23 protein-coding genes are annotated in these 21,934 nt (G+C 67.3%); 11 read left to right on the top strand and 12 right to left on the bottom strand.

Annotation, left to right across the window (positions count from 1 at the left end):
- Positions 1-158: 158 nt before the first annotated feature.
- Genes C7389_RS20480 through C7389_RS20465 form a run of 4 tightly spaced genes read right to left on the bottom strand, consistent with a single transcriptional unit; the run spans position 159 to position 2,846 of the window.
- Positions 159-731: a ubiquinone biosynthesis accessory factor UbiJ gene (locus C7389_RS20480; RefSeq protein WP_133594517.1), complete on the bottom strand. Its 573-nt coding sequence runs from the start codon at positions 729-731 to the stop codon at positions 159-161.
- A 39-nt stretch (positions 732-770) separates the two neighbouring features.
- Positions 771-1,658: a Tim44 domain-containing protein gene (locus tag C7389_RS20475; RefSeq protein WP_133594516.1), complete on the bottom strand. Its 888-nt coding sequence runs from the start codon at positions 1,656-1,658 to the stop codon at positions 771-773.
- A 20-nt stretch (positions 1,659-1,678) separates the two neighbouring features.
- Positions 1,679-2,416, bottom strand: coding sequence for a bifunctional demethylmenaquinone methyltransferase/2-methoxy-6-polyprenyl-1,4-benzoquinol methylase UbiE (gene ubiE / locus C7389_RS20470; protein ID WP_133594515.1), 738 nt, complete (start codon positions 2,414-2,416; stop codon positions 1,679-1,681).
- 7 nt (positions 2,417-2,423) lie between these two features.
- Positions 2,424-2,846, bottom strand: coding sequence for a gamma-butyrobetaine hydroxylase family protein (locus tag C7389_RS20465; protein WP_133594514.1), 423 nt, complete (start codon positions 2,844-2,846; stop codon positions 2,424-2,426).
- 154 nt (positions 2,847-3,000) lie between these two features.
- Between C7389_RS20465 and phoB the strand changes: the two genes are divergently transcribed.
- Complete coding sequence (gene phoB, locus C7389_RS20460) at positions 3,001-3,711, top strand: phosphate regulon transcriptional regulator PhoB (RefSeq protein ID WP_133594513.1); 711 nt, start codon at positions 3,001-3,003, stop codon at positions 3,709-3,711.
- Between the two features lie 73 nt (positions 3,712-3,784).
- Positions 3,785-5,062 carry a phosphate regulon sensor histidine kinase PhoR gene (gene phoR / locus C7389_RS20455; protein WP_246034913.1) on the top strand — a complete coding sequence of 426 codons (1,278 nt, stop codon included), beginning with the start codon at positions 3,785-3,787 and terminating at the stop codon, positions 5,060-5,062.
- On the opposite strand, the gene C7389_RS20450 is transcribed toward phoR, so the two are convergent.
- From C7389_RS20450 to gatC, 8 genes are all read right to left on the bottom strand, one after another.
- Entirely contained in the window at positions 5,059-6,684 is a 1,626-nt protein-coding gene (locus C7389_RS20450) for a hypothetical protein (protein ID WP_133594511.1), read from the bottom strand. The genes phoR and C7389_RS20450 overlap by 4 nt on opposite strands.
- Before the next feature lie 19 nt (positions 6,685-6,703).
- Positions 6,704-7,123 (bottom strand): HIT family protein, encoded by a 420-nt coding sequence (locus tag C7389_RS20445; RefSeq protein ID WP_133594510.1) that lies wholly within the window; start codon positions 7,121-7,123, stop codon positions 6,704-6,706.
- Positions 7,124-7,197: 74 nt separating this feature from the next.
- Complete coding sequence (locus tag C7389_RS20440; protein ID WP_133594509.1) at positions 7,198-8,034, bottom strand: class II glutamine amidotransferase; 837 nt, start codon at positions 8,032-8,034, stop codon at positions 7,198-7,200.
- 110 nt (positions 8,035-8,144) lie between these two features.
- Positions 8,145-8,675, bottom strand: coding sequence for a DUF3617 domain-containing protein (locus tag C7389_RS20435; RefSeq protein ID WP_133594508.1), 531 nt, complete (start codon positions 8,673-8,675; stop codon positions 8,145-8,147).
- A gap of 17 nt (positions 8,676-8,692) precedes the next feature.
- Positions 8,693-10,165 carry an Asp-tRNA(Asn)/Glu-tRNA(Gln) amidotransferase subunit GatB gene (gatB, locus tag C7389_RS20430; RefSeq protein ID WP_133594507.1) on the bottom strand — a complete coding sequence of 491 codons (1,473 nt, stop codon included), beginning with the start codon at positions 10,163-10,165 and terminating at the stop codon, positions 8,693-8,695.
- A 24-nt stretch (positions 10,166-10,189) separates the two neighbouring features.
- Positions 10,190-10,708, bottom strand: a complete 519-nt coding sequence (locus C7389_RS20425; protein ID WP_133594506.1) for a hypothetical protein — start codon at positions 10,706-10,708, stop codon at positions 10,190-10,192.
- 1 nt (position 10,709) lies between these two features.
- A complete protein-coding gene (gene gatA, locus C7389_RS20420) occupies positions 10,710-12,182 on the bottom strand; it encodes an Asp-tRNA(Asn)/Glu-tRNA(Gln) amidotransferase subunit GatA (RefSeq protein WP_133594505.1) in 1,473 nt (490 codons plus the stop codon).
- A gap of 61 nt (positions 12,183-12,243) precedes the next feature.
- The gene (gene gatC, locus C7389_RS20415) at positions 12,244-12,531 is read right to left on the bottom strand and encodes an Asp-tRNA(Asn)/Glu-tRNA(Gln) amidotransferase subunit GatC (RefSeq protein ID WP_133594504.1); all 288 of its coding nucleotides are present in this window, start codon (positions 12,529-12,531) and stop codon (positions 12,244-12,246) included.
- Positions 12,532-12,661: 130 nt separating this feature from the next.
- Between gatC and C7389_RS20410 the strand changes: the two genes are divergently transcribed.
- The 9 genes from C7389_RS20410 (at position 12,662) to C7389_RS20370 (ending at position 21,932) form a co-directional block, all read left to right on the top strand.
- Positions 12,662-13,705, top strand: coding sequence for a rod shape-determining protein (locus tag C7389_RS20410; RefSeq protein WP_133594503.1), 1,044 nt, complete (start codon positions 12,662-12,664; stop codon positions 13,703-13,705).
- 106 nt (positions 13,706-13,811) lie between these two features.
- Positions 13,812-14,699, top strand: a complete 888-nt coding sequence (gene mreC / locus C7389_RS20405; protein WP_133594502.1) for a rod shape-determining protein MreC — start codon at positions 13,812-13,814, stop codon at positions 14,697-14,699.
- Positions 14,700-14,773: 74 nt separating this feature from the next.
- Positions 14,774-15,295, top strand: a complete 522-nt coding sequence (gene mreD, locus C7389_RS20400; RefSeq protein WP_133594501.1) for a rod shape-determining protein MreD — start codon at positions 14,774-14,776, stop codon at positions 15,293-15,295.
- A gap of 13 nt (positions 15,296-15,308) precedes the next feature.
- Positions 15,309-17,201: a penicillin-binding protein 2 gene (gene mrdA, locus C7389_RS20395; RefSeq protein ID WP_133594500.1), complete on the top strand. Its 1,893-nt coding sequence runs from the start codon at positions 15,309-15,311 to the stop codon at positions 17,199-17,201.
- The gene (gene rodA / locus C7389_RS20390) at positions 17,198-18,340 is read left to right on the top strand and encodes a rod shape-determining protein RodA (protein ID WP_133594499.1); all 1,143 of its coding nucleotides are present in this window, start codon (positions 17,198-17,200) and stop codon (positions 18,338-18,340) included. Before mrdA ends, rodA begins: the two co-directional genes overlap by 4 nt.
- A 15-nt stretch (positions 18,341-18,355) precedes the next feature.
- A complete protein-coding gene (locus tag C7389_RS20385; RefSeq protein ID WP_133594498.1) occupies positions 18,356-19,408 on the top strand; it encodes a septal ring lytic transglycosylase RlpA family protein in 1,053 nt (350 codons plus the stop codon).
- A 228-nt stretch (positions 19,409-19,636) separates the two neighbouring features.
- Complete coding sequence (locus tag C7389_RS20380) at positions 19,637-20,773, top strand: D-alanyl-D-alanine carboxypeptidase family protein (protein ID WP_133594497.1); 1,137 nt, start codon at positions 19,637-19,639, stop codon at positions 20,771-20,773.
- 27 nt (positions 20,774-20,800) lie between these two features.
- On the top strand, positions 20,801-21,658 hold the full coding sequence (locus C7389_RS20375) for a D-amino acid aminotransferase (RefSeq protein WP_133594496.1): 858 nt from the start codon (positions 20,801-20,803) through the stop codon (positions 21,656-21,658).
- A 61-nt stretch (positions 21,659-21,719) separates the two neighbouring features.
- Positions 21,720-21,932, top strand: coding sequence for a YbeD family protein (locus tag C7389_RS20370; protein ID WP_248280840.1), 213 nt, complete (start codon positions 21,720-21,722; stop codon positions 21,930-21,932).
- Positions 21,933-21,934: the final 2 nt, after the last annotated feature.

The following is a 21,934-nucleotide window of genomic DNA, read 5'->3' as shown; positions in this document are numbered from 1 at the left end:
TCAAGGTCATCAAGCGCATGGCCTACGGATTCCGCGACTCAGCCTATTTCTTCCTGAAGATCAAGGCCGCCTTCCCCGGAAAGGCGCGATGAACCTAAAAAGAAGGCGGCCGAGAAATCGGCCGCCTTCTTTTTTGCACCTTTCATTCAGGCGTTGCCTCAGTTCTTCAGTTTCGCAGCCCGCTTTTCCAGCCGGGCGACGGCATCCCGCAGCTCGATGATGTCACTGGAGAACTGAGCGAGCGCATCTTTGGCCAGCAGAATGGGCCTCTCTTCCGTCAGGTATTCGGCCAAGTTGGCGCCGCCGCGCTCGAGTACCCGCTGGGGCATTTGGGCCAGCGCCTTGCCAGCCTCCACCAGCCGGTACGCGGCGATGTCGCCGACGACACGGGACAGGTCTTCCTCGACGTCCCAACGCAGGTGGCGGAATACGAAGCCCAGTGCATCAGCGAAGTCCGCGTTCCCTTCGACCCTGACGTGACGCATGACGCCCTCCAGGCCTTTAGGCAGCGCACCGGGCAACTCTTGCAGAGGAACCGTCAATTGCACGTCAGCCGCCTCCTCGCTAACCCATTCGGCGAGATGGCCGTCAGTCGAGATGGAAAAGCTGACATCGAATGAGCCGGCCGAGAGGCGCGCGGTACGGCCGGCGTGGGGCATCAAACGTTCGCGTGCCCATTTGGCGCTGGTCAGGAGATGGTTGGTGCCGGAGAGAAAGAGGCTGGGGAGCATGAATGAAAAAAGGGCGGACTTTCTGTCCGCCCTTGTTGCTTAGCTGATTTGCTGGATGCCGGCGATGCGCCAGCCTTCGTTGCCGGACACCGGTTTGGTCAGGTGCCAGATTTCATCGAAGGCCATCGGAGCGGCATCAGCCTCTTCGCGGAGCAGGCCATTGAAGCGCACGCTGACGATGTAGCGGGTGGCTTCCTCGACCACATCCACCACTTCCGCGTTGAGCTCGACCACATCGGTGCGCTGCTGTACGGGGCCGCGCTCGGCGAGCTGCATGCGGATCTCGGCGAACATCTCCGGCGTGGTGAATTCGCGGATGTCGTCCAGGTTGCCGGCGTCGTTCGCGGCTTGCAGGCGGATGAAGTTCACCTTGGCCTGACGAGCGAAGCCTTCGGCGTCGAAGTCGGCGACGGCTTGGGAAACCGCAGCCGGGGCGGCAGTTTCAACAGAGCTACCCGCTGCTGCCGGCGGCACCGAGTACGGCGGGACGCTGTTGCTCCCGCCACCGGCGGCGGCTGCACCGGCGTACTGCATACCATTGCTGGGGCCATTGGCCGCCTTGCGGCGGAACAGCAGGCGGAACAGGATGACTGCGCCGACCACGAGCAGCAGCATCATCATGAAGGAGGCCATTTCCTCGCCCAGGCCGAGGTGGGAGAAGAGGGCTGCCAGACCTAGACCAGCGGCGAGGCCGGCGATGGGGCCCATCCAGGAGCGCTTGGGTTGGGCGGCGGGCGGCGTGGCGGTCTGCTGGCGGTTGAGGTTCTGCTGCGGGGTTGCGGCCGGCTGGCGGGGCGCGCTGGGGGGCGTCATCTGTCGCTGCATGCCGGAACTGCCGCCGCCGCCAAGGCGCTTGGCTTCGGCTTCGGGCAGGCCGAAACCGAAACTGATGACGGCTACGAGCATGGAAAGGATCAACTGCTTCATGAGTGGAGGGTCTCCTGGTTTCAGATCTTGTAACCACGGTGCAGGGCGACGACGCCCGCACTGAGGTTGAAGTAGTCGACACGGGAGAGGCCGGCTTGTTCCATCATGCCCTTCAGTTCTTCTTGGCCGGGGTGCATGCGGATGGACTCGGCGAGGTAGCGGTAGCTGTCGGCGTCATTGGCCACCTTGTCGCCCATCCACGGCAGGATCTTGAAGGAGTAGAGATCGTAGATAGGGGCGAGCGGCTTCCACACACGGGAGAATTCCAGCACCAGCAGGCGGCCGCCGGGACGCAGCACGCGGCGCATCTCCGCCAGCGCGGCGTCCTTGTGCGTCATGTTGCGCAGGCCGAAGGCGACGGTGACGCAGTCGAACCAGTCGTTCGGGAAGGGCAGCTTCTCGGCGTCGCACTGGGCGACCGGCAGCGGCTGGCCTTTGTCGTAGACGCGGTCGCGGCCGCGGGACAGCATGGCGTGGTTGATGTCGGTCAGCCAGACTTGGCCGCGGGGGCCGACCTTGCGCGAGAAGGCCAGCGACAGGTCGGCGGTGCCACCGGCGACGTCGAGCACTCGATCGCCTTCGCGCACGCCGGAGATCTGGATGGCGAAGGCTTTCCAGAGGCGGTGCAGGCCGAAGGACATCAGGTCGTTCATGACGTCATAGCGCTGGGCGACCGAGGAGAAGACCTCCCTGACCTTGTCCTTCTTCTGTTCTTCTGCGACGGTCTGGAAGCCGAAATGGGTAGTCTTATCGCTCATCCGAAACTCAGTGGTGATGGCCGCAACCGCCCTTGGGCGGTGGCGGCGGAATGTCCTTGGAGTCGCGGCTGCCACCTTCCTGGGCGAGCCGGTCGAGGTAGGTTTGCCACAGCGTGGCCTGGTCACGCCCCAGCATGTAGAGGTAGTCCCAGGAGTAGAGGCCGCTGTCGTGACCATCGGAGAAGCTGGGCTTGAGGGCATAGTTGCCGACCGGCTCCAGCCCGAGCACTTCCACGTCGCGCTTGCCCAGTTGCAGCACTTCCTGGCCGGGGCCATGGCCCCGGACCTCGGCGGAGGGGGAATACACGCGCAGGAATTCGAAGGGCAGTTCGAACCTGCTGCCGTCGTCGAAGGCGATTTCTAGAATGCGGGACTTGCGATGCAGGGTGATCGCAGTCGGAAGCGGGGTGTCCTTGTCCAGTCCGGCCATGGCTGCAGCCTCAATTACGAGGCGCCCATGATACCCGAAGGCTTGGGCCGCTTTGCCGTCAGCCGGCCGTGGTGTCTGTATTGCACCGGCGTGACGTGTCATGAAATCTTCAAATTGCTGAAATACACTGCCGCGGGTCAATCGGAGGGTGCTCATGCCTGCCAACATCTTGCTCGTGGAAGACGAACCGGCGATCCAGGAATTGATCGCCGCCAACCTCGCGCGTGCCGGCCATCATGTGCTGCGCGCCGCGGATGCCGAGGCGGCCCAGCGCATCGTGCGCGATGCGCTGCCCGATCTCGTGCTGCTGGACTGGATGCTGCCCGGCATGTCGGGCATGGAGTTCGCCCGCCGGCTGCGCACCGAGGAGCGTACCCGCACCATCCCCATCATCATGCTTACCGCCCGTGGCGAAGAGCAGGACAAGGTGGCCGGGCTGGAGACCGGAGCGGACGACTACATCACCAAGCCCTTCAGCCCGCGTGAGCTGGTGGCGCGGATCAAGGCAGTGCTGCGCCGCCGCGCGCCGCAGGTGACCGAGGATGCGGTGGAACTCGGCGGTCTGCGCCTGGACCCGACCACCCACCGCATCAGTGCAGGCGAGATGGCGCTGGCCCTGGGGCCAACCGAGTTCCGCCTGCTGCATTTCCTGATGACACACCCGGAGCGCGTCCATTCCCGGGCCCAACTGTTGGATCAGGTGTGGGGTGACCATGTGTTCGTCGAAGAGCGCACGGTCGACGTCCATATCCGGCGGCTGCGCTGTGCGCTGGAACCTTCCGGCCACGACAGCCTGATACAGACCGTGCGCGGCAGCGGTTACCGTTTCTCGTCCCAGGCCGACACCGCGTCCGCGGTGCGATAATCCGCCTTCCATACTCCGAGCCGGCAGCGGGAGGCCCATCATCCGTTCTCTGCGTTATATCTGGACAGGGGCGTTGTCCTCCCTTGCCCTGGTGGCGGTACTGGCCCTGGTGGTGGCGGCCTTGGCCGGCATCAGTTGGGGGCTGTTCATCATGGTGCTGGGCTTGCTGCTGCTGGGCTGGCATCACCTGAGGAACCTGCAGCGGCTGGTGCATTGGGCGCGGGAGCCGGTCGGTTCACCGCTTCCCCGCGCTTTCGGTACCTGGGACATGATCTTCGCCGACCTCGGTCGCCGCGCCCGAGTAGCCTACGACATGCGGGACCGCCTCTCCACCGCGCTGGAGCGTTTTCACGACGCCAGCCAGGCGATGCCGGACGGCGTCATGTATTTGTCCGACACCGACACCATAGAATGGATCAACCTCAAGGCCGAACAGCATTTCGGCCTCAACCGGCAGCATGACATCGGCGCGCCGGTCACCAATCTGGTGAGGCAGCCCGAGTTCGTCGCCTACCTCGCCTCCAACCACTTTGCCGAGCCACTGGTGCTGCAGGCCGGCCGCCGTGGCGGGCTGACCCTGCAGATCCAGGTGGTGCCCTTCGGCGATGACCAGAAGATGGTGCTGTCGCGCGACATCTCCCAACTGGAGCGGCTGGAGACCATGCGGCGGGATTTCGTCGCCAACGTCTCCCACGAATTGCGCACACCGCTGACAGTGGTGGGTGGTTTCCTCGAAACCCTGATCGATGGCCTGGACGACTATTCCCGTGAGGACGTGATCCACTTCCTTCGCCTTGCCGATGAGCAGTCCTCACGCATGCGCCGGCTGATCGATGACCTGCTAACACTGTCCGCGCTGGAAACCGGCGCTCCCGCGCCGGCGGAAGAGAAGATAGATGTGGTCGAGTTGGTGCGGGAGGTTACGCGCGAAGTGGAGTTGCTCTCCGCTGGCCGGCATCAGGTGGAGCTGAGCATGGAAGGCGATGGCATGCTGCTCGGCAGCCACAAGGAGCTGGACAGCGCCTTCTCCAACCTCGGCAGCAACGCGGTGCGCTACACGCCGGAGGGCGGTCGTATCTGCATCGCCTGGCGGCGGGACGAGAACGGTGGCGGCGAATTCTCGGTGACGGACACCGGCATCGGCGTCGCCCCGGAACATCTGCCGCGGCTGACCGAGCGTTTCTACCGGGTGGATCGTGGCCGCTCGCGGGAAACCGGAGGCACTGGCCTGGGGCTGGCCATCGTCAAGCACATCCTGACCCGCCACCAGGCGGAGTTGTCGATCAACAGCCGGCCGGGCGAGGGCAGCCGTTTCGCCGCCCGCTTCCCCAGTTCTCGCTTCAAGCCTTAAGCGCCGGGCTCGCGCGGCAGGTTTTCGAAGCTGGCCTGGTCGAAATTGGTGCCGCGCAGTAGCAGCTTGCCCAGGCGGATCTGCTCGTTCTCGCCGGTTTCCGCGTTGTGGACTTCCAGCACCCGGCTGGGCTGGAACCAGCCCGCCGGCAGCACGATGGAAGCACCGGTGCGTAGCGCCGGGGTGGCTGGCAGCATGAAAGCCTGCAGATAGGGATCGCGCAGCCCTGCGTGCAGCGCCAGCGGGCGGGCAGCCACCACCCGCGGCACGCCGGTCAGCACATGGACGCCGGCTTCCAGGCAGCCGTCGGCACGGAACATCAGCCAGCTGATATGGCCGAGCAGGAAGCAGTCGCCATCCTGTGGCCGCAGGCCCACCAGCTGATGGTGTTCCAGGCGCTCCGCCCGCGGCCGTTGCTGGATGCGGAAGCCGCCGACGGATTGGTCCAGCACTTCCCAGCGTTCGCAGACGAAGCCCAGTTTCTCCGCCTCGCGCTGGCGCCGCGATTCGCTGAAGCCGGCATCGCTGGCGGCCGGCGCGCGTTCGCCGAAGGTCAGCAGCGAGATGTCCTTGCGGATGCCGGAGCCTACGGTGTAGGTCGAGGCGCGGGGCTGTTCGAACACGCCGCCATGCACATGGAAGCCGATGGCCAGCCAGTCGCTGCAGATGTCCAGCCCGCCCTGGCTGCCACGACGCGGGAAGCGCCTGCCGGCGGCGGCCAGGCCCCAGGGCCGGTAGAGGGAGAGCAGCAGCCGCGAGCAGGCGTCCAGCGGACAGTCGTCGCCGAGGCCGAGGGAGGCCGGCTGCACGCCTTGTTTGAACTGGGCCAGCACCGCCTGGATCTGGCTGGCCAGCTTGCTGCCGTCGAAGCGGCGCAGGCTGGGAGAGGGGCTCTGAAGGCCCAGCGGGCGCAGCCCGCGGTCGGCATTCAGATCCAGGCCGTAAACGGTGGGCTTGGGTGCTTCAGTGTTGGTATCCAGCGTGCAATAGGGAGCGAAGCGCTGCGCCCAGCGGCAAGCCCACCCTAGCTGGCGTTCGCTGCGGCCGTATGGGTTGGCGAGGTCGGTGAGCAGGATGGCGATGTGAGCCTCCATGGGGCTCTGCGCCTTCCACACATCGTTGAGCGGATCGGCGACGCGTATGCGGGCAACGCCAGCGCGTTCCGCATCCGCCAGGCATTCGTGCACTTCCGCCCAGTAACCGGTGGGTACCGCCCGGTGGGCGCGAAAGAACTCGAGCAGGGCCTGGCCGGCATAGTAGGTGCGGCGTTGGGCGAGCAGGGCCCGCTGGTCGTCCAGCGTGCCTTCCTGGGCGTCGGTGCGGGCGATGCGGGCGTAGGAGCGGGAGAGGTTGCGCCACAGGCCGGCGACCCGCTCCAGGATCTCGTTCTCCAGGCTGTCCGGCGGCAAGGGGTGGGCGGTGTAGCAGCGTGAGAGTTCGGCTTGCGCCGCGGCGGCCAGGCCGCGGGCGGCTTCCAGTACTTCCAGATGCTGGTTGGGCGCGGGAAAGGAGGTGAGCAGGCCGGAGACGATGGCCGCCAGTGCCACCTGGGTTTCCTCAGGCTTTTCCGGGCGCAGGCTGTGCAGCAGGTTCAGGCACTCGGCTGGATTACGGTAATCCATGGCGGCTCCGGGCGGGGCGTTACCGGCGGGTGAGCGCTGACAGGGCGCGGCCGATGGCGCCGGAGAGGATGGCCGAGTCGGGCGCGGGGTGGACCACGCCGTCGCGCTGGGCTGGCCCCCACACCGATTCCGGGAAGTGGCGGTCGTCGCTGTAGCGTGGAATCACGTGCCAGTGCAGATGGGGGACCATGTTGCCGAAGCTGGCCAGATTGATCTTGTCCGGCCGCATTTCGGCGCGCAGTGCCTGTTCGGTTGCCAGCACCACGTCCATCAGATGCTGGCGGTCCGCCGCCGGCAGATCGCTCATCTCCGCCACATGCTCATGCCAGATGACGCGGCAGAAACCGGGATGGGCTGCATCCCCGACCTGGATGACGCGGCAACGGTCGTCGTGCCACAGCACGGTTTCGTCGTCGGCGCGACACAGGGGGCAGGCCATGCGGGAACTCTCCGGGGGGTAAGCGTAGCGAGTGGCTACTTTATCGCGCCCGCATGATTCTAGCTAAGGAACATTTAGGCATTCGACTGCCCATTGCAGGCAGGGGCGCAGGTGACCGGCGAGGCGAGCGTGCGGTTCTCGCCCAGCGACACCAGCGCGCCATGGCAGAAGGTGAGCAGCGAGCCCGGTTCCATCGTGTGCCAGGTCTCGTTGTCGGTCAGCGGGGTGGTGGCGATGACGGCGACGCGGTCCATCGGGGTGGCGACGAGGTTGAAGTCCACCGTCAGATCCTGGTCGGACAGGTGCGCGACAGGAAAGGGCGCCTGCCGGATCACGTAGCTCAGGCGCGAGGCGCAGTGGGCGTACAGGCGGTCACCGTCGGACAGCAGGAAGTTGAATTCGCCGTGACGGCCGATCTCAACCGCCAGTTCGCGTAGCACTTCATGGAGTTCGGCCGGCGATGGCTGGGCATCGGGAAAACGCTGGGCGAAGCGGTCCAGGATGCGGCAGAACGCGCGCTCCGAGTCGGTGGTACCGACCGGCCTGAAGCGGCCCGACAGCGCAGGCTGGTAATCCACCAGATTGCCGTTGTGGGCGAAGATCCAGTAGCGGCCCCAAAGCTCGCGCTGGAAGGGATGGGTGTTTTCCAGCCGGATCTCGCCCTGGGTGGCCTTGCGAATATGGGCGATGACGTTGAGCGAACGTATCGGGTAATGGCGCACCAGCTCCGCCACTGGCGAGTCCGCGCTGGCTCGGGGCTCCAGGAAGACGCGGGCGCCGCGGCCCTCGAAGAAGGCGATGCCCCAGCCGTCGCGGTGGTGGTCGGTCAGGCCGCCACGGGCGCGGAAACCGGTGAAGGAAAAGCAGATGTCGGTCGGCACATTGCAATTCATGCCGAGCAGCTGGCACATCGGAGGCTCCGCAATAGTGGAGATAACGTTAGCCGATTATAGCCACGCCGGACGGCGGCTCGCCCGAGCTTGGACGGAGCGGGTGGCGGCACGCTCTTGCGTGCCTGTGCTCAGCGCGGCAGCTTCTTCAGCAGCTCATCCACGTTGATGCCGTGTATGCCCTGGCGTACCACTTCCCCCGGTTTCTGGCCGGCGGCACAGGGGCCGAGGCGGCGGGCTTCCTGCTGCATGGTGGTGCTGGCGAGGCCGTGCATGGGGGGCGAGTAGGTGCTGCGCACGTCGCCGGTGAAGCGGCTGTTGAAGTCGCCCGAGAAGGTGGCGTGCACCGTGGCGGTGCTGCCTTCCACCGGGCACACGGCGTCCAGCACGATCTGGCTGCCGTTGCGGGAGACGTCGCGGCGGCTGCATTCGCCGCTGGCCTTGGCGGCTTGGGCGGCGAGGTCGCCACCGTCCTCGCCGATGCAGATCTGCAGGCTCTGGCCGAGCCCACCCATCTCGGCGATGGTGCTTTTCATTTCCCACAGCCCGGGGGCGAGCTTGGGCAGGTTGTGCAGCGAATCCGCCGCGCCGGCGGCGGCCGGCAGCAGGGCGGCGGTGGCCAGCAGGGCGGCAAGGGCGGTGGCGGGCTTGAGGCGTTTCATCGGCGGTCTCCGGAGTATCAGGCTTGGAGCTTGCGCCGCAGCAGTTCGTTCACCTGGCCAGGGTTGGCCTTGCCCTTGCTGGCCTTCATGACCTGGCCGACCAGGGCGTTGAAGGCCTTCTCCTTGCCGGAACGGAATTCCTCCACCGATTTCGGGTTGGCCGCCAGCACCTCGTCGATCAGGCCCTCGATGGCACCGCTATCGGTCACCTGCTTGAGCCCCTGCTGATCGATGATCTGGTCGGCGGCATCGGCACTGCCGCCACCTTCGCCGTTCCACAGCGCCTCGAACACTTTCTTGGCGATGGCGTTGGAGATGGTGTTGTCGGCGATGCGGGAGACCATGCCGGCGAGCTGGGCCGGCGTCACCGGCGAGGCGGCGATGTCCAGCTCGGCCTTGTTCAACCGCGCCGCGAGTTCGCCCATGACCCAGTTGGCACAGAGCTTGGCATTGGCCTTGCCGGCGGCGTCCACCGTGGCCTGGAAGTAGGCCGCCACCTCCTTGGACGCGGTCAGCGTGGTGGCGTCGTAGGCGGAGAGGCCGAAGTCGGCGACGAAGCGCGCCTTCATCGCTTCCGGCAGTTCCGGCAGCTCGCTGCGCACGCGGGCGATCCACTCCTCGGAGATCACCAGCGGCAGCAGGTCGGGGTCGGGGAAGTAGCGGTAGTCGTGAGCGTCTTCCTTGGAGCGCATCATCCGCGTCTCGCCGCTGTCGGGGTCGAACAGCACGGTGGCCTGCTGGATGGTGCCGCCGTCTTCCAGGCGCTCGATCTGCCACTGCACTTCGTAGTCGATGGCCTGTTGCAGGAAGCGGAAGGAGTTGAGGTTCTTGATCTCGCGGCGGGTGCCGAACTTCTCCTGGCCGCGCGGACGCACCGAGACGTTGGCGTCGCAGCGGAAGGAGCCTTCCTGCATGTTGCCGTCGCAGATGTCTATCCAGCGCACCAGCGCGTGCAGTGCCCGGGCGTAGGCCACCGCTTCGGCGGAGGAGCGCATGTCCGGCTCGGAGACGATCTCCAGCAGCGGGGTGCCGGCGCGGTTGAGGTCGATGCCGCTCATGCCGTGGAAGTCTTCGTGCAGGCTCTTGCCGGCATCTTCTTCCAGGTGGGCGCGGGTGAGCTGCACCGTCTTCTCGTAGGCCTTGTCGCCTTCGCCGACGCGGATGGTGATGGCGCCGCCCTGTACCACCGGCAGCTCGAACTGGCTGATCTGGTAGCCCTTGGGCAGGTCGGGGTAGAAGTAATTCTTGCGCGCGAACACGCTCTTCGGCGCCACGGTGGCGCCGATGGCGAGGCCGAAGCGGACGGCGCGCTCGACCGCGCCGCGGTTGAGCACCGGCAGCACGCCGGGCAGCGCGATGTCCACCGCGCTGGCCTGCGCATTGGGCTCGGCGCCGAAGGCGGTGGAGGCGCCGGAGAAGATCTTGGAGGCGGTGTTGAGCTGGCTATGCACTTCCAGCCCGATGACGACTTCCCAATCGGTTCTGCTCATGGTCGTTTCCGTTGTTTCAGGCGGTCAGTGGCACTGGCCGCTGGACCGGTCCAGCAGGATCGGCCATACATATTCGAAGGTGCCGCGGCTGCAACGGCCGGCGCATTGGGTGAAGGCCACGGTGACCTGGTCGCCCTGTTCCCACATGCTCACGGTGCAGCCGTCCCTGGCGCGCAACTCCACATGCGGTTCGCGTTTGACCTGATGGAAATCGGCCAGGTCGAAGTGGCAGTTGCCGCGGCGCGGCACATCCACCCGGGCGGAGAAGGCGCGCACCTCGGCGTAGCTGATGTCCAGCCTGGTGCGGGCCGAGTAGCCGGCTTCGTCGGTGAAGGCGCAGTCCGCCTTCACGTTCAGCGGTTCTATCGGCATCGGCTTCAGCTGGCTCTTGGCCTCGGACGGGCGCTCCAGTACCTCTTCCGGCACCGGCGCGTTGTCGCCGCCCGGCTTGGGGCCAGGCGTGCCGCAGGCCGCCAGCAGCAGCGTGGCCGCGAGGCCGGCCGCCAGCCGCGGCGGAAGGCGGAGCCGTGAGGCTGTGGCCATTTCAGGCGGCGCCTTCCGGCCGGCGCAGGTGCCAGTCGGTGGCCTGCTGGTAGCGGTGCGCGGCGTTGAGCAGGCTGGCCTCGCTGAAGTAGTCGCCGATCAGCTGCAGGCCGACCGGCAGGCCGTCCGCGCCGAAGCCGCAGGGCTGGGACAGGCCGGGAAGGCCGGCGAGGTTCACCGCGATGGTGTAGATGTCCGACAGGTACATCTGCACCGGGTCGTCGGTTTTCTCGCCGATTCCCCAGGCGGTGGTCGGGCTGGTGGGGCCGGCGATGAGGTCGCACTGGGCGAAGGCGGCGCGGAAGTCCTCGGCGATCAGCCGGCGCAGCTTCTGCGCTTGCAGGTAGTAGGCGTCGTAGTAGCCGTGGGAGAGCACATAGGTGCCGACCAGGATGCGGCGCTTGACCTCCTCGCCGAAGCCTTCCGCGCGGCTCTTGCAGTACATGTCGTTGAGATCGCCGTACTCGGCGGCGCGGTGGCCGTAGCGCACACCGTCGAAGCGCGACAGGTTGCTGGAGGCCTCTGCCGGCGCGATCACGTAGTAGGCGGGAATGGCCAGCCGGGCGTTGGGCAGGTCCACATCCACGGTGATCGCGCCCAGGGCACGGTAGTGCGCCAGCGCGGCTTCCACGGCGGCGCGCACGTCGTCCGCCATGCCGGGGCCGAAGAATTCGCGTGGCAGGCCGATGCGCAGACCGGCGAGCGGCTTGTCGCCGGCGGGCGCGGCGAGCAGGCGGGCGTAGTCCTCCGCCGGGCGCTCCAGGCTGGTGGAGTCGCGCGGATCGAAGCCGGCCATGGCGCTGAGCAGCGGCGCGCAGTCTTCGGCCGAGGCGGCGAAGGCGCCGCCCTGATCCAGCGAGGAGGCGTAGGCGATCATGCCGTAGCGGCTGACCACGCCGTAGGTGGGCTTGATGCCGGTGATGCCGGTGAGCGCGGCCGGCTGACGCACCGAGCCGCCGGTATCGGTGCCGGTGGCGATGGGCGCCAGCCGCGCGGCCACCGCTGCCGCCGAGCCGCCGGAGGAGCCGCCGGGTACCTTGGCGGTGTTCCAGGGGTTGCGCGCCGGGCCGTACCAGGAATTCTCGTTGGACGAGCCCATGGCGAACTCGTCCATATTGGTCTTGCCCAGGCAGACCGCGCCGGCGGCCTTCAGCTGGGCGACCACATGGGCGTCGTAAGGGCTGACGAAGTTCGCCAGCATGCGCGAGCCGCAGGTGGTGAGCACGCCTTCGGTGCAGAACAGGTCCTTGTGAGCCAGCGGAATGCCGGTGAGCGGGCCGGCCTGGCCGGCGGCGATGCGTTCGTCGGCGGCGCGGGCGGCGGCAAGGGCGCCATCGCGGTCAACCGTGATGAAGGCGTTCAGCGCCGGATTGGCGGCCTGGATGCGGTCGAGGAACAAAGTGGCGAGTTCCACGCTCGATATCTGCCGCGCGTCGAGTGCCGCGCGCAAGGTCTTGAGACTGGCGTTGATCATGGTCGCAGGGAAACGGAGAGGGCGGGCGGCGGCGGCGCGGGGGCCGCTGCGGCCGGCCGGGTCATTCGATGACTTTGGGGACCAGGTAGAGTCCAGCCTCGGTCTGCGGGGCGATGGCCTGGAAAGCGGCGCGTCGGTCGGTCTCGATGACAGCGTCCTCGCGCAGGCGGGTGGCGAGTTCCTGCGGATGGCTCATGGGCTCGACGCCGGTGGTATCCACCGCCTGCATCTGCTCGATGAGGCCGAAAATGCCGTCCAGTTTGCGCCGGGTCGCCTCGGTTTCTGCCTCGGTCAGGGCGATGCGGGCGAGGCGCGCGACGTGCCCGACTTGTTCGTTGGAGAGCGACATGAGTTAACAAAAACCTGCTTAGTCGACAAAGGTTTGTAGGTTATCATAATCGTTTCTCCCCGTTCGGGGGCAGTCCCGTTGCCTCTCGCGCCCGGGCGACGCATTCTCTCCACCGGTTTCGGAATTTTCCATGTTCGGCTTTCTGCGTTCCTATTTCTCCAACGACCTGGCGATCGACCTCGGCACGGCCAACACCCTGATCTACGTGCGCGGCAAAGGCATCGTGCTCGACGAACCCTCGGTGGTGGCGATCCGCACCGAAGGCGGTCCGAACGCCAAGCGCACCATCCAGGCGGTGGGGCATGCCGCCAAGCAGATGCTGGGCAAGACGCCCGGCAACATCACGGCGATCCGGCCGATGAAGGATGGCGTGATCGCCGACTTCGTCGTCACCGAGCAGATGATCAAGCAGTTCATCAAGAAGGTGCACGACTCCCGTCTGCTGTCGCCCAGCCCGCGCATCATCATCTGCGTGCCCTGCGGCTCCACCCAGGTCGAGCGCCGGGCGATCCGTGACGCGGCCCTGGCGGCGGGCGCCTCCCAGGTCTACCTGATCGAGGAGCCGATGGCGGCGGCCATCGGCGCCGGCCTGCCGGTGTCGGACGCGACCGGCTCCATGGTGGTGGACATCGGCGGCGGCACCACCGAGGTGGGCGTGATCTCGCTGGGCGGCATGGTGTATGCCGGCAGCGTGCGCGTCGGCGGCGACAAGTTCGACGACGCCATCGTCAATTACATCCGCCGCAACTACGGCATGCTGATCGGCGACACCACCGCCGAGAACATCAAGAAGGAAATCGGTTCCGCCTTCCCCGGCTCGGAAGTGCGGGAGATGGAGGTGAAGGGACGCAACCTTGCCGAGGGCATCCCCCGCAGCTTCACCATTTCCTCGAACGAAATCCTGGAGGCGCTGACCGAACCGCTGAACCAGATCGTCTCCGCGGTGAAGATCGCCCTGGAGCAGACCCCGCCGGAACTGGGCGCCGACATTGCCGACCGCGGCATGGTGCTGACCGGCGGCGGCGCGCTGCTGCGCGACCTCGACCGCCTGCTGATGGAAGAGACCGGCCTGCCGGTGATCGTCGCTGACGAACCGCTCACCTGCGTGGCCCGCGGCTGCGGCATGGCCCTGGAAAAGATGGACAAGCTCGGTTCCATCTTCACTTCCGACTGAGCCTTCCGCCACCGTGCCCGGCGAGGCCGGGCGCGGGCCCCGGCCCTGAGCCCTCCGCCGCTTCCTCCGTCGTTCCCTTCGCTTTCCGCCGACCCCCGAACCCGCGATGTCCCTAGTCGGCCATCAACCGCCCCCCATCTTCAAGCGCGGCCCTGCGCCTTTGGCGCGGCTGATGCTGCTCGTGTGCGTCTGCTTGGCGCTGCTGGTGGCAGACCTGAAGTTCCGCTACCTGGAAGTGCTGCGGCAGGGGCTGTCGGTCGCCACCTACCCGCTGCAGATGGCGGCGGCCAAGCCGGCCGACTTCGTGCGCAATGCCTCCCACTACTTCGCTACCCTGATCCAGGTGCAGCTGGACAATGCCGACCTGCGCCGGCAGCAACTCGGCAGCGGCGAGCGCCTGCTGCGCTTCGAGCAGCTGGAGCAGGAAAACCAGCAGCTGCGCGGCCTGCTCGAGATGTCGCAGCGGGTGGGCGTACGCAGCGTGGCGGCGGAAATCCTCTACAACGCGCCGGATCCGTTTTCGCGCAAGGTCATTCTCGACCGCGGCGCCCAGGAAGGTGTGGAGCCGGGGCTGGCGGTGGTGGACGCCAAGGGCGTGATCGGTCAGGTGACGCGGGTCTATCCCATCCAGTCCGAAGTCACGCTGCTGACCGACCGCAACCAGGCGATTCCGGTGCAGGTGCTCCGCAATGGCCTGCGCGGCGTGCTGTTCGGCTCCGGCCAGGGGCGGCTGGAGCTGCGCTTCGTGATCGCCAGCGCGGACATCCAGCCGGGCGACCGGCTGGTCACCTCCGGGTTGGACGGCGTCTTCCTGCCCGGCCTGCCTGTGGCCGAGGTGGCGGCGGTGGACCGGGAGGCGGAGGCTTTCGCCCGCATCGTCTGCGAGCCGCTGGCCGGCATCGAACGCAGTGTGCAGGTGCTGGTGCTGGGCCGGGCGGAATTGCCGCCGCCGCTGCCGCAGGCGGCCCCGGCAGAGAAGGCCGAGGCGCCCTGAGATGAAGCGCCCGTCGCATCGCGCGCCCTGGCTGCTCCGTGGTGGGGCGGCCGTGAACGGTCCGGAGGACTGACATGCAACCGACCAACCGTTCCAGCCGCATCCTGCTGCCGGTCAAGCTGTGGTTCATTTATTTCAGCCTCATCCTGGCGCTGGGTTTCGCTTATGTGCCCACCGGCACCTTCCCCGGCGTGCCCGACTGGGTGGCGCTGGTGCTGGCCTTCTGGTGCATCCGCGAGCCGCTGCGCATCGGCATGGGGGCCGGTTTCGTCTTCGGTCTGCTGGTGGACATCGGCCAGGGCGCTGCCATGGGGCAGCATGCGCTGGCCTATGTGGTGGTGGCCTACCTGGCGGGGCGTTTCGCCCGCCGGCTGATGTGGTTCCCGCTGCTGCAACAGGCGCTGCACGTGCTGCCCATGCTGCTGGCGGCGCAGTTGCTGATGGTGATCGTGCGCCTGCTGGCCGGCGCCGAGTTTCCCGGCTGGCTGTACTTCCTCTCCAGCTTCACCAGCGTGCTGTTGTGGGCGCCGATGAGCTTCCTGCTGCTGCTGCCGCAGTACCAGCCGGTGGAGCGGGACGACAACCGTCCCATCTGAGCCGGCGCGCACAATGACGGAGTTCCGCACCCCCGACCAGGAGAGCTGGCGCTTTCGCCGCCGGGTGGTGGTGGCCGGGCTGTTCGTCCTCGTCTGCTTCGGCCTGCTCGCCACCCGCTTCTATTACCTGCAGGTGGTGCGGCACGACTACTTCCATACCCGGGCAGAGGACAACCGCATCGCCCTGCTGCCGGTGGTGCCCAACCGCGGCAGCATCGTGGACCGCAACGGCGTGGTGCTGGCGCGCAACTATGCGGCCTACACGCTGGAGATCACGCCATCGCGCGCCGGCAACCTGGACGAGACCATAGACCGTCTCGCCGAAGTGCTGACCATAGAGCAGCGCGATCGCAGGCGTTTCCGCAAGATCCTCGAAGAAAGCCGCAACTTCGAGAGCGTTCCCATACGCACCCGCCTGAGCGACGACGAAGTGGCGCGCTTCATCTCCCAGCGTTACCGCTTCCCCGGCGTGGAGGTGCAGGCGCGGCTGTTCCGGGATTACCCGCAGGGGGCCACCGCCTCGCATGTCGTCGGCTACATCGGCCGCATCAACGACCGCGACGTGGAGCGCATCGAAGAACGCGGCGAAACCGCCAACTACCGCGGCTCGGAATACATCGGCAAGAGTGGTCTGGAGCAGTCCTACGAGGCCGAACTGCACGGCACCACCGGCGTCGAGCAGGTGGAGGTGAACGCCGGCGGCCGCGCGGTGCGGCGGCTGTCGCGCACCTCGGCCATGGCCGGCAACGACCTGGAGCTGACGCTGGACATCGAGCTGCAGAAGGTGGCCGAGGCCGCCTTCGGCAACCGCCGCGGCGCCATGGTGGCGATAGAGCCGGCCACCGGCGGCGTGCTGGCGCTGGTGTCCACGCCCACCTTCGATCCCAACCTGTTCGTGGATGGCATCTCCACCCAGGACTGGAAGGCGCTCAACGATTCACCCGACCATCCGCTGCTCAACCGCGCCATCTTCAGCGCCTATCCGCCGGGCTCCACCTTCAAGCCCTTCATGGCGCTGGCGGGGCTGACCGCCGGCAAGCGCACCGCCGGCCAGGCCATCGCCGATCCCGGCTTCTTCGCCTTTGGCGGCCACCGCTTCATGGACGACAAGGTGGGTGGCCACGGCATGGTGGATCTGCACAAGTCCATCGTGGTGTCCTGCAACACCTATTACTACCAGCTCGCCAACGATCTCGGCATCGAAGGCATCGCCCGCTTCATGTCGCCGCTGGGCTTCGGCTCCCGCACCGGCATCGACATCCCCGGCGAAGCGGAAGGCGTGCTGCCCTCGCCCGACTGGAAGAAGCGCCGCTTCCGCCGGCCGGAACAGCAGCGCTGGTTCGGCGGCGAGACGATCTCGGTCGGCATCGGCCAGGGCTATAACGCCTACACCCCGCTGCAGATGGCCAATGCCCTGTCGGCGGTGGTGAATGGCGGCAACGTGTACCGGCCGCACCTGGTGCGTCATGTAGTGGATAACCGCAGTAACGCCAAGCGGGTGGTGGAGCCGGAGCCGATACGCCAGCTCGGGCTCAAGCCGGAGCATGTGGCCACGGTGCGCGCCGCCATGGTGGACGTGACCAAGGCGGGGACCGGCGCCCGCGCCTTCGGCAACGCGCCGTATTCGGTCGGCGGCAAGACCGGCACCGCCCAGGTGTTCTCGCTCAAGGGCGCAAAGTACGTCGAGGGCCGGGTCAGCGAGCGCCTGCGCGACCACTCCTGGTTCATCGCCTACGCGCCGGCGGACGAGCCCAAGATCGCGCTGGCGGTGCTGGTGGAGAACGGCGGTTTCGGCGCCCAGTCGGCCGCGCCCATCGCCCGTCTGGTGATGGACTACTACCTGCTCGGCAAGCGTCCCAACCAGCCGGCAGCCGAAGACGTGGATGCCGCGGAGAGCGACGAATGACCGAGAGCCGCTTCCACCCGCTGGGCCTGCTGCGCGCCTTCCTGCGCCCCATCGACCCGCAGCTGATGCTGATCCTGGGCGCGCTGCTGGGCTACGCCTACTTCCTGATGATCAGCGCCTCGCCCGACCGGCTGGAGGCGCAGACCATCAACACCGTGGTGGCGCTGGCGGCGATGTGGGTGGCGGCGACCATCTCCAGCCAGCGCATGCTGTCGCTGGCGCTGCCGTTGTACATCGTCGGCGTGGTGCTGCTGGTGGCGGTGGAACTGTTCGGCGAGGTGTCTAAGGGCGCCCAGCGCTGGCTGCACGTCGGCGTCACCCGCATCCAGCCCTCGGAGTTGATGAAGATCGCCATGCCGCTGATGCTGGCCTGGTACTTCCAGCAGCGCGAGGGGCAGATCGGCTTCCGCGACTTCATCGTCGCCGGCCTGCTGCTGGTGGTGCCGGTCGGGCTGATCCTAATCCAGCCCGACCTGGGCACCAGTCTGCTGGTGACCACCGCCGGCTTTTACGTGATCTTCTTCGCCGGCCTGTCGTGGAAGCTGATCGTGCCGGTGGCGCTGGTCGGTATCATCGGGATCGGCAGCATCATCGCCTTCGGCGACACCCTGTGCCAGCCGGGTGTGGACTGGTACGGCCTGCGCGAATACCAGAAGCACCGGGTGTGCACCCTGCTGGACCCGACGCAGGATCCACTGGGCAAGGGCTTCCACATCATCCAGTCCACCATCGCCATCGGCTCCGGCGGCGTGCTCGGCAAGGGTTGGATGGCCGGTACCCAGACCCACCTCGCCTTCCTGCCCGAACGCCACACCGACTTCATCTTCGCCGTGCTGGCGGAAGAACTGGGGCTGGCCGGCGCCATCGTGCTGCTCATCATCTACGTGCTGCTGCTGGCGCGCGGCTTCCAGATCTCCGTCAACGCCCCCACACTGGCGAGCAAGCTGCTCGGCGGGGCGATCACCATGATCTTCTTCACCTATGCTTTCGTGAACATGGGCATGGTGAGCGGCATCCTGCCGGTGGTGGGCGTGCCGCTGCCTTTCGTGAGCTACGGGGGAACCGCTTTGGTCACCCTGTGTCTTGGGGTGGGTATCCTGATGAGCATACAGCGCAGCCGCCTTTCGTCTCCCAAATAGGCTGCGGCGAACGAGATGACGACACTACGACCCTCCGCAGCCCTGGTGGCCGGGGCGCGCCGCAACGCCGCCTTTCGCTCCGCCTCCCCCCTGAGCCTGCTGTGCGCCGCCACCGCCTGCGCCTTGCTGAGCGCCTGCGGCAGCACGCCCACCCGCGCGCCCGACAGCACCGCCAGCGGCAGCGGCGGTCCGCGCGGCGAAGCGCCGGCCACGCCGCCCAAGGCCACCACCCGCCGCGGTGGTGGCTATTACAAGGACGACGGTCCGGACGACATCCCGCCGGACAACCTCGAACTCATCCCCGACGCCCAGCCCAAGCTGGAGCCGCTGCACCGTTTCGCCAACCGCCCGTACAACGTCTTCGGCCAGAACTACGTGCCGGCGACCGTGCTGGCGCCCTACCGCGAGCGTGGCGTCGCCAGCTGGTACGGCCGCCGCTTCCACGGCCAGGCCACTTCCAGCGGCGAGCCCTATGACATGTACGCGATGACCGCCGCGCATCCAACGCTGCCCATCCCCAGCTATGCGCGCGTCACCAACGTCGCCACCGGCCGCTCGGTGGTAGTGCGCATCAACGACCGCGGCCCTTTCCACAAGGGCCGGGTGATGGACCTCTCCTACACCGCCGCCTACAAGCTGGGCTATGTGAACAGCGGCAGCACCGAAGTGGAGGTGGAGCAGATCCTGCCGGGCGAGCTGCCGATGTACGCCGACACCGACCCGGTGCCGCCGCTGCCCGGCCGCGGCGGGCCGAGCGCCGCCCAGCTCGCGCCGCTGGCCGGCGCGCCTGGCGAATCCGGGGAGCCGGCACTGAAGCCGCCCAGCTCGGCGACCGGCACCGGCATCTTCCTGCAGCTGGGCGCCTTCTCCTCCCGCGACAACGCCGAGGGCTTCCGCGACACTGTGGCCAAGGAGCTGGCCGCCTTCGCCCAGAGCCTGGAGCTGTACGCCGACGGCGGCCGCTTCCGCCTGCACGCCGGGCCCTACGCCAGCGTGGACGAAGCCCGCAGCGCGGCGGACCGCATCGCCGCGGTGCTCAAGCTCAAACCCTTCGTCGTCCAGCGCTGAACCCAGGCGGCAGCAGCGCCGCCGTGCTGCCCGGACCGGGAAGTGCCGGCGGCCCTGCCCGCCGCCCGCCGTTGCCGCCCATCTCCCTTGCGCCCCTCGCTGGCGCTGAGGCGGGAAGAAAAACGCCGGCGGTTGAAACAAAGGCTGTCCGCCGTGGTCCGGGTACGGGGTGCGTCCTATAATTGTCCGCCCCGCCCGCCGTTCCTCCCCCACATCAGGTTTCTCTCCATGCGTCTCTTCACCGCCGTATTTGCCCTGCTGCTTTCGCTTTTCTCCTTCACCGCTTCCGCCCAGGCCATCCCGGCCCCCGCCCTCGCCGCCAAGGCCTGGGTGCTGATGGACCACGCCACCGGCCAGGTGCTGGCGTCCAACATGCCGGATGAGCGCATCGAGCCGGCCTCGCTGACCAAGCTGATGACCGCCTACCTGACCTTCTCGGCGATCAAGGCGGGAACCATCGCGCTGGACCAGCCCGTGCCGGTCTCCGACAAGGCATGGCGGCAGGAAGGCTCGCGGATGTTCATCGAGCCGCGCAAGCCCGTCACGGTGCAGGAGCTGATCCGCGGGGTGATCGTGCAGTCCGGCAATGACGCCTGCGTCGCCCTGGCCGAGCTCATCGCCGGCAGCGAGGAAGCCTTCGCCGCACTGATGAACCGCGAAGCCAAGCGCCTCGGCCTCACCGGCACCAACTTCATGAACTCCACCGGCCTGCCGGATCCGCAGCACTACACCACCGCGCGCGACCTCTCCCTGCTGGCCGCGGCCATCATCCGCGACTTCCCCGAGTTCTACAGCCTCTACTCCATGAAGGAGTACAGCTACAACGGCATCACCCAGCCCAACCGCAACCGCCTGCTGTGGCTGGACAGCACGGTTGATGGCATGAAGACCGGCCACACCAGCACCGCTGGCTACTGCCTCATCTCCTCCGCCCAGCGCGGCCCGCGCCGGCTGATCTCGGTGGTACTGGGCGCCGACTCCGACGCGGTGCGCGCCCAGGAGTCGCTCAAGCTGCTGAACTTCGGTTTCCAGTTCTTCGACACGGTGAAGCTCTACTCCGCCGACCAGGCGCTGTCCCAGTTCCGCGTATGGAAGGGCAAGGCCAATGAAGTGGCGGTGGGCTTCACCTCAGACTTCGTCATGTCCCTGCCCAAGGGCCAGGCGGAGAAGGTGGTCGCCACCCTGGAAAGCCGCCAACCGGTGCTGGCGCCGCTGCAGAAGGGCCAGGAAGTGGGCACCCTCAAGCTCGCGCTGGACGACAAGACCATAGGCGAGTACCCGGTCGTCGCCCTGCAGGACGTGCCGGTGGCCGGCTTCTTCGGCCGCCTGTGGGACGCCCTGGTGCTGTGGATCAAGAACCTTTAACCGCCTGAACCGACCACGGAGGCGCCGATGAGCCTGTGCTACCTGAACGGCCGCTACCTGCCACTGGAAGACGCCCAGGTGTCGCCGATGGACAGGGGTTTCCTGTTCGGTGACGGCGCCTACGAGGTCATCCCGGTGTATTCCCGCCGGCCTTTCCGGCTGGATGAGCACCTCGCCCGGCTGGCCAGCACGCTGGCGGCCATGCGCCTTCCCAACCCGCATGCCGAGCAGGAGTGGGCGGCGATGGTGCGCGAGGTGGTGGACCGGAATCCCTGGGACGACCAGTCGCTGTACCTGCAGGTCACCCGCGGCGCCGACATGCGGCGCAACCACGCCTTCCCGGAGGTGGTCCGGCCTTCGGTGTTCCTGATGAGCGAGGCGCTCGTCACCCCATCGCGGGAACTGCGCGAAAGCGGCGCCAGCGCAGTGAGTGCGGCGGATTTCCGCTGGCTGCGCTGTGATCTCAAGACCACCTCGTTGCTCGCCAACTGCCTGCTGCGCCAGCACGCGGTGGACCAGGGTTGCCACGAGACCGTATTGTTCCGCGATGGCTTCCTCACCGAGGGCTCCGCCTCCAGCATCTTCATCGTCCGCGACGGCGTGTTGCTGGCGCCGCCCAAGAGCCACCTGATGCTGCCCGGCATCACCTACGACGTGGTGCTGGAACTGGCTGCCGTCAATGGTCTGCCGCACCGGGTGCAGGAGATCCTGGAGGACGAGGTGCGCAGCGCGGACGAGGTGTGGATGACGTCCTCCACCCGCGAAGTGCTGGCGATCACCCGCCTGGACGGGCGGCCGGTGGGCGAGGGCAGGCCGGGGCCTGTGAGCGAACAGATGCACGCCTGGTATCAGGCATTCAAGACGACGGTGATGCGCGGTGGCTGACGAAAACAATCCAGAAAGACAGACCCTGATCGAATATCCCTGCGATTTTCCGATCAAGATCATGGGCGCCCGGGTGGAAGGCTTCGCCCAGGCGGTGGTGGAAGTGGTGCTGCGGCATGCGCCGGATTTCGACGCTGCCGCGATCGAGATGCGCCCCTCCAGCAAGGGCAACTATCTGGCGGTGACGTGTACCTTCCGCGCCATCTCCCAGCTGCAGGTGGACAACCTCTACCGCGAGCTCACCTCCCATCCGATGGTGAAGGTGGTCCTTTGACC

It is taken from the genome of Azoarcus indigens (assembly GCF_004361735.1).
GTDB classification, from domain to species: domain Bacteria; phylum Pseudomonadota; class Gammaproteobacteria; order Burkholderiales; family Rhodocyclaceae; genus Azoarcus; species Azoarcus indigens.
The sequence above is the reverse complement of the archived record's forward strand: the minus strand, read 5'-3'. Positions and strand labels throughout refer to the sequence as shown.